This is a genomic window from Microvirga sp. Mcv34 (assembly GCF_024519725.1).
GTDB lineage: Bacteria > Pseudomonadota > Alphaproteobacteria > Rhizobiales > Beijerinckiaceae > Microvirga.
Map to the genome: position 1 here is coordinate 544 of NZ_JALJRK010000143.1, position 6,243 is coordinate 6,786.

Annotated in this window: 8 protein-coding genes and 1 pseudogene (1 of these 9 only partly in view); 7 read left to right on the forward strand and 2 right to left on the reverse strand. The window is 64.1% G+C overall.

From position 1 onward, the window contains the following. On the reverse strand, positions 1-207 hold the 5' portion of the coding sequence (gene tnpA / locus OC446_RS28680) for an IS66-like element accessory protein TnpA (protein WP_262032343.1). It extends 201 nt beyond the left edge of the window; only the first 207 of its 408 coding nucleotides appear in the window; the start codon lies at positions 205-207; its stop codon lies beyond the left edge, outside the window. 142 nt (positions 208-349) lie between these two features. On the opposite strand from tnpA (OC446_RS28680), the gene OC446_RS28685 reads away from it, so the two are divergent. The 7 genes from OC446_RS28685 to OC446_RS28715 all read left to right on the forward strand — a co-directional run bounded on the left by OC446_RS28685 (position 350) and on the right by OC446_RS28715 (position 5,797). Next, positions 350-730 carry a transposase gene (locus OC446_RS28685; RefSeq protein ID WP_262032344.1) on the forward strand — a complete coding sequence of 127 codons (381 nt, stop codon included), beginning with the start codon at positions 350-352 and terminating at the stop codon, positions 728-730. A gap of 11 nt (positions 731-741) precedes the next feature. After that, on the forward strand, positions 742-1,071 hold the full coding sequence (tnpB, locus tag OC446_RS28690) for an IS66 family insertion sequence element accessory protein TnpB (protein WP_262032345.1): 330 nt from the start codon (positions 742-744) through the stop codon (positions 1,069-1,071). Positions 1,072-1,146: 75 nt separating this feature from the next. Beyond that, complete coding sequence (tnpC, locus tag OC446_RS28695; protein WP_262032350.1) at positions 1,147-2,727, forward strand: IS66 family transposase; 1,581 nt, start codon at positions 1,147-1,149, stop codon at positions 2,725-2,727. A 73-nt stretch (positions 2,728-2,800) separates the two neighbouring features. Further along, positions 2,801-3,169 carry an IS66-like element accessory protein TnpA gene (gene tnpA / locus OC446_RS28700; protein ID WP_262032346.1) on the forward strand — a complete coding sequence of 123 codons (369 nt, stop codon included), beginning with the start codon at positions 2,801-2,803 and terminating at the stop codon, positions 3,167-3,169. Then, on the forward strand, positions 3,166-3,513 hold the full coding sequence (gene tnpB / locus OC446_RS28705) for an IS66 family insertion sequence element accessory protein TnpB (protein ID WP_262032347.1): 348 nt from the start codon (positions 3,166-3,168) through the stop codon (positions 3,511-3,513). The genes tnpA (OC446_RS28700) and tnpB (OC446_RS28705) overlap by 4 nt, the downstream gene beginning before the upstream one ends. A 63-nt stretch (positions 3,514-3,576) precedes the next feature. Continuing rightward, on the forward strand, positions 3,577-5,160 hold the full coding sequence (gene tnpC / locus OC446_RS28710) for an IS66 family transposase (RefSeq protein WP_262032348.1): 1,584 nt from the start codon (positions 3,577-3,579) through the stop codon (positions 5,158-5,160). After that, a complete protein-coding gene (locus OC446_RS28715) occupies positions 5,126-5,797 on the forward strand; it encodes a UPF0149 family protein (protein WP_262032349.1) in 672 nt (223 codons plus the stop codon). Before tnpC (OC446_RS28710) ends, OC446_RS28715 begins: the two co-directional genes overlap by 35 nt. 27 nt (positions 5,798-5,824) lie before the next feature. Here OC446_RS28715 and OC446_RS28720 read toward each other — a convergent pair. Beyond that, a pseudogene (locus OC446_RS28720) lies at positions 5,825-6,243 on the reverse strand (IS66 family transposase); the annotation flags it as partial.

Below are 6,243 nucleotides of genomic sequence, written 5' to 3' on the forward strand. Positions count from 1 at the left end.
TTTTTTTTTTTTTTTGGGACCAGCGTCACCGAGCCGGCGTTCGCGGGCCAGCCGGCGCCAGGTGAAGACGACGCTGGGCGCAAGACCATGGCGGCGGGCCACCTCGCTGACCTTCATGCCCGGCTGCAGCGTCTCTTCCACGATCTGGAGTTTGTCCTGGAGGCTCCAGCGCCGCCGGCGTTCTGTGCCGAGAACTTCGATCTTCATTGACCTGCTGACCTTAAAGCTAGGCTTAAGGTCAGAACGTCACGCGCAAACTGCGCTCTCACAAGAGGGCGCACACCGGGTGCTTACTCTTTACTGACACAGAAGCAAGGAGCTTTCAGTGTCAGTTTCTATGTCTGCGCCTATGTCTGATGATAGAAGCTTCCATGTGCTGGAGGCCGTTCCCCACCGTCTGGAAGGTGGTCCCGATCGGCCCCGCCGACGCTGGTCGGTTGAAGCCAAGATGGCTCTCATCGAGGAGACCCTGAAGCCTGGGGCCAATGTCTCGGCCATTGCACGCCAGGCTGGAATTGCACCGGCGCAACTGTTCGGCTGGCGCCGCAAGGCGATGCAAGCGGGTGTCGTCCAAGGCGAACCCCAGGAGCAGCGGCTCGGATTCGTTGAAGTCACACCGACATCCTCGTCGATGATCGAGATCGTGATCGCTGACGTGGTGGTTCGTGTTGCCGCTGATATTGATCAGAACCACCTGGTCAACATCCTCCGAGTGGTCCGACGGGCATGATCCCGGCCGGCGTGAAGGTGTTCCTGGCCAGCCATCCGGTTGATTTTAGGAAAGGTCCAGACGGGCTTCTGGCGCTGGTGCGCGAGGCTGGATCCGATCCCTTCAGCGGCGCGCTTTACGTCTTCCGGGCCAAGCGTGCAGACCGCGTCAAAATTGTCTGGTGGGACGGCACGGGCGTGGTCCTTTACAGCAAGAGGTTGGAGAAGGCGCACTTCTGCTGGCCGCGGATCGGTCAGCATCGGGTGCAACTCAACCATGCCCAGTTGCTTGCTCTGGTCGATGGCATGGACTGGAAGCGGGTGCATGCCGTGACTGTCAGGGCTCCGCAATCGGTCGGATAGTTCTCCCTGCGGCATGATGAATCAGAACTGGAGAGCCGCTTCGGCAGGCTCCTCGATCATGATCTGATGGGCGCAATGACGGCCCATGATTCCGCCCTTCCTGATGATGTCGATGCGCTCAAGGCGATGGTGCGCACCATGGCCGAGAAGACCGCGCTTCTGGAACAGCGCAACGCCCATCTCGAACAGGTGAACAAGGGTTCCGAGGAGCGCATCGCGCGGCTGATGGCGATCGTCAAGATGCTCGAGCGGGCCCGCTACGGCGCCCGTTCCGAGCGGCTCGGCAAGGATCGGCTCAGCGACGATCAGTATGCCCTTGCGCTCGACGAGATCGAGACCGGTGTGGCAGCCCTCGAGGCCGAGAGGGAGAAGGCGACGGGACGCCCGACCAAGCGGGCGCCGCGCCCGCGCAAGGGCTTTGCGGCGCATCTCGAACGGGTCGAGGTGGTGATCGAGCCGGATGATCCTCCGGGCTGCGAGGGGCTCGAGCGGATCCGGATCGGTGAGGACGTCTGTGAGCGCCTGGATGTGATGCCGGCCAAGTTCCGCGTCATCATCACGCGCCGGCCCAAATACGTCTACAAGGGCTGTGACGGCGTCATCCAGGCTCCCGCACCCGCCCGGATTATCGCCAGCGGGATTCCCACCGAGGCGCTGCTGGCCCAGATCGCCGTGTCAAAGTATGCCGATGGCCTGCCGCTGTACCGGCAGGAGGCGATCTATGCCCGCGACGGGGTTGTGATCGAGCGCTCGCAGATGGCGCAGTGGATGGGCAAGGTGGGCTTCGAGCTCGAGCCGCTGGCCGAGTATGCCCTGGCGCGGATCAAGCAGGGCGAGCGGATCTTTGCCGATGAGACAACCCTGCCGACCCTGGTGCCCGGGGCGGGCAAGGCCAAGACCGCGTACCTGTGGGCCTATGTGCGCGATGATCGGCCGTTTGGCGGCCGCGATCCGCCGATTGTGGTCTACCGGTTCGAGGACAGCCGGGCCGGCGACTGCGTGGCGCGCCATCTTGAAGGCTATCGCGGCATCCTACAGGTGGATGGCTATACGGCCTATCACCGGCTTGCCCGGCCCGAGGGAGCCAACGAAGGCGTGCAGCTGGCAGCCTGCTGGTCGCACGTGCGCAGGAAATTTTACGAGCTGCACGTCTCGGATGCCTCCGTGGTGGCGGCACAGGCGCTGAATCAGATGGCGGCGCTCTGGGCTGTGGAGGAGAGGGTTCGCGGTCGGCCCGCGCTGACGCGCATGAAGGCCCGCCAGGCGGAGGTGGCGGCTGTCGTGAGTGGGCTCTTCGCGCTGTGGGAGAAAGAGCTACCGAAGCTGTCACGCAAGTCGAAGCTGGCCGAGGCGATCCGCTATGCTCTGACGCGCCGTGCCGCTCTGGAGCGGTTCTTGTCGGACGGACGCGTCGAGTTGGATTCCAACACGGTCGAACGCGCGATCCGGCCTCAGACGATCATAAGGAAGAACAGTCTGTTTGCAGGCTCCGATGGCGGCGGCCGCACATGGGCGGCCATCGCGACCCTTCTGGCCACGGCCAAAATGAACAACGTCGATCCGCACGCCTGGCTGACCCAGACCCTTGAGCGCATTGCCAACGGGTGGCCCAACCGCGAGATCGAAGCCCTCATGCCGTGGAACTACCGTCCCTGAACGGCATCAGCTGCCCGCTTACGAAGCTGATTTCGCAGTTATGTTCGAAGTTAGCGACGGAACGATGGGGCGGATGGAGATCATCACAGGTCGGGAGCGCCGGCGGCAGTGGCCGACTGAGGAGAAGCTGCGCATCCTGGAAGAGGCCTCCACTCCAGAGGCCAGTGCCGCCGAAGTCGCTCGCCGGCACGATCTTCTGCCGCAGCAAATCTACACCTGGCGCCGACAGTTGCGGGCCGACCATTCCGTCCCGCACGAGACGGTTTCCTTTCTTCCCGTTGACCTGAGGGCCGATGCGGCGGCGCCAGGAAAGCCAGCACTATGCTCATCGCCACGAGGTCAGATCGAGATCGGCCTCACCAATGGACGGACCCTGCGGATCGACGTTTGTGCGGATGTCGATGTTCTGCGCCGTCTCATCCGGGTGGTGGAAGAAGCATGATTGCGCCAGGCAGTGGCGTGCGGGTGTATCTGGCCTGTGGCGTGACCGACATGCGCAAGGGCGTGTCCGGACTTGCCGCACTCGCCCAGGAGGTTCTGCGTCAGGATCCCTGTTCAGGCGCGGTCTTCGCCTTCCGCGGCCGGCGCGGCGACCGCATCAAGTTGCTGTTCTGGGATGGCCAGAGGTTTTGCCTCTATTACAAGATCCTGCAGCGCGGTCGCTTTCCCTGGCCCTCGCCGGCGGACGGATCCGCGCGGCTGACATCGGCTCAGCTGGCCATGCTGTGGGGAGGAATCGACTGGCGACGTCCCGCTTGGTCCTCACCACCGTCTCGTGTCGCGTGACGGCGATCTGAGCCCAACAGGATAGCTGTTCCGCGCTAGGCAAATCAGCTAGCCTTCCGGATCATGGTGGCTCTTCCTGATCCGCTTCCAGCCGAGCCTGATGCGCTGCGCGCGATTATCGCCGCGCAGGCCGCCGAACTGGCTGCCAAGGACGCCGAGCTGCGCTCGGAGCGGATCTTGATCGAGAAGCTGAAGGCGCAACTGCTCCTCTTGCGCCGGGCGCGGTTTGGAGCCTCCTCCGAGAAGATCGACCGGGCCATCGAGCAGCTTGAGTTGGCCCTGGAAGACATCGAAGCCGCCGCCGCGCAAGAGGCTGGGCAGGCTCAGCCGACTGCGCGGCATGCGGACCGAAGGCCGGCGCGCCTGCCGCTGCCGGTCCATCTGCCGCGCGAAGACGTGATCCATGCCGCCCGCTGCGTCTGCCCCCAGTGCGGCAGCGACCGGCTGCGCAAGTCCGGTGAGACGGTCACCGAGGTTCTCGACTACGTGCCAGCGTCCTTTCGTGTGGTGCGCCATATCCAGCTGCGTCATCGATGCATGGCTTGTGATGCGGTGGTCACAGCCAGTATGCCCTCGCTGCCCATCGAGCGCGGCAAACCCGGGCCAGGGCTGGTCGCACATGTGCTGGTCGCCAAGTTCTGCGATCACCTGCCGCTGTACCGGCAGTCGGAGATCTATGCGCGTGAGGGCGTTGAGATCGCGCGCTCGACCATGGCCGACTGGATGGGACGCGCGGCATGGCTGATGGAGCCGTTGGTTGCGGCGGTTCGCGCCCAGGTCTTCGCCGGCACGCGCCTGCATGGCGATGACACACCGGTTCCGGTTCTCGAGCCTGGACGAGGCCAAACCAAGCAGGGACGGCTGTGGACCTATGTCCGCGATGAGCGTCCCTGGCAGAGCCCTGTGCCTCCGGCCGTGTGCTATCTCTATAGCCGCGATCGCAAGGCCATGCACCCGCAGGCGCATCTGAAGAACTTCTCCGGCGTTCTGCATGCCGATGCCTATGCGGGCTTCAAGGACCTGTACCGGGCCCGAGCGTCGGACGGACGAAGTCCGATTGTGGAGGCCGCCTGTTGGGCCCATGCCCGGCGCAAGCTCTTCGAGCTGACGGTCAGCGGGGCGGCCCCAATTGCCGAGGAAGTGCTCCGGCGCATCGGTGAGCTCTATGACATCGAGGCATCCATTCGCGGATCACCTCCGGAGGCGCGGCGCCAGATGCGTCAGGAGCAGGCGAGGCCGAAGGTCGAGGCGCTGCGACAATGGCTGGAGCGGGAGCTGGCGCGCCTGCCCGGAAAGAGCCCCACCGCGCAGGCCATCCGCTATGCTCTGTCGCGCTGGACGGCCCTGTGTCGCTATCTCGATGACGGCACAATCGAGATCGACAACAATGCCGCCGAGCGCTCCATCCGCCCTGTTGCTCTTGGACGGAAGAACTGGCTGTTTGCGGGGTCGGATGCCGGCGGAGAACGGGCGGCGGCCATTCTGTCGCTGACTGAGACGGCCAAACTGAATGGCCTTGATCCGGAGGCCTGGCTTCGCGACGTTCTGGCCCGGATTGCGGATCATCCGATCAACCGCGTCGGTAACCTGCTACCCTGGAACTGGAAGCCGCATGCAGAACATCCCACGCCGTCTGAAGCTGCTTGAGAAGAAGCTGGCCAGCTTGCCGATCGACAGTGACGCGATGCTGGTCAGTGAGCTCGACGGCTTTGTGGCGGGGCTCCTTGTCTGCCCTGACCTGATCATGCCGAGCGAGTGGCTACCACTGGTCTGGGGCAGTGATGAGGACGAAGCTCCTGTCTTCGAGAATGCCCGACAGGCCGAGGAGCTCATCGGGTTGGTAATGGAGCACTACAATGCCACGGCCCAGGATCTGCAGTCCGGCCGTTATGCGCCGGTCTTCGAGGTCGACACGCGCCATGACGAGGTGCTCTGGGAGCTTTGGATCGGCGGGTTTGAAACCGCCATGCAGCTGCGTCCGGAGAGCTGGATCGCCGTCCTTGATAGCGACGAGGACACGCGCTCTGCGCTGACGGGCCTGATCCTGCTGACGCGGATCAACCAGGGCGACAGCGGCCTTCGCGAGGATGAGGTCAAGGAGCTGACCGAAAAAGCCCCCGACTTGATTGGCCCCTGGGTCGAGATCCTCAATGCCTGGCGGGTGAGCCAGCATCTTGCGGGTCAGCCCGTGCCGCCGGCGCCGAGCTTTGGCAAGGTCGGCCGCAACGATCCATGCCCGTGCGGCTCCGGCAAGAAATACAAGAAGTGCTGTGGCCTCAACTGATCGTCAGAGGCTCACCGGACGCTTACCGTTGTTCGACAGGCAGACCCGCCCGTCCTCAAGGAAGAGCGCGAACGAGGCCCAGCGCCGCAGCATGTAATCGATGGCTTTGGCCGTCTCGCTCTTGGGCGACAGCCGCCCGCACTGCGCCCGCAACCAGCTCTCCAGATCGTCGACCAGAGGCTTGGATTGAGCGGCACGGACAGAGCATCGCTCGTTAGGCGGCCGGCCGTTGATCGCGCGCTCAATCGCAAACAGCGCATCGATGCGCTTCACCGCCTCGATCGCGATCGGTGCCTTCTTCAACTCGGCCAGTTCAAAGAATTTGCGACGCGCATGCGCCCAACACGCCGCCTCGGTCGCAGCCCCGATCACGCGGCCTGGTTCATACAGCTGCCCGAAGCCGGAATAGGCATCCGCCTGCAGAATCCCGCTGTAGCTCTTCAGGA

Excerpts from the sequence above, each read along its gene's own strand:
- OC446_RS28685 (WP_262032344.1), top strand. The coding sequence starts at position 350 with ATGTCTGATGATAGAAGCTTCCATGTGCTGGAGGCCGTTCCCCACCGT.
- tnpC (WP_262032350.1), top strand. The coding sequence starts at position 1,147 with ATGACGGCCCATGATTCCGCCCTTCCTGATGATGTCGATGCGCTCAAG.
- tnpA (WP_262032346.1), top strand. The coding sequence starts at position 2,801 with ATGGAGATCATCACAGGTCGGGAGCGCCGGCGGCAGTGGCCGACTGAG.
- tnpB (WP_262032347.1), top strand. The coding sequence starts at position 3,166 with ATGATTGCGCCAGGCAGTGGCGTGCGGGTGTATCTGGCCTGTGGCGTG.
- tnpC (WP_262032348.1), top strand. The coding sequence starts at position 3,577 with ATGGTGGCTCTTCCTGATCCGCTTCCAGCCGAGCCTGATGCGCTGCGC.
- OC446_RS28715 (WP_262032349.1), top strand. The coding sequence starts at position 5,126 with ATGCAGAACATCCCACGCCGTCTGAAGCTGCTTGAGAAGAAGCTGGCC.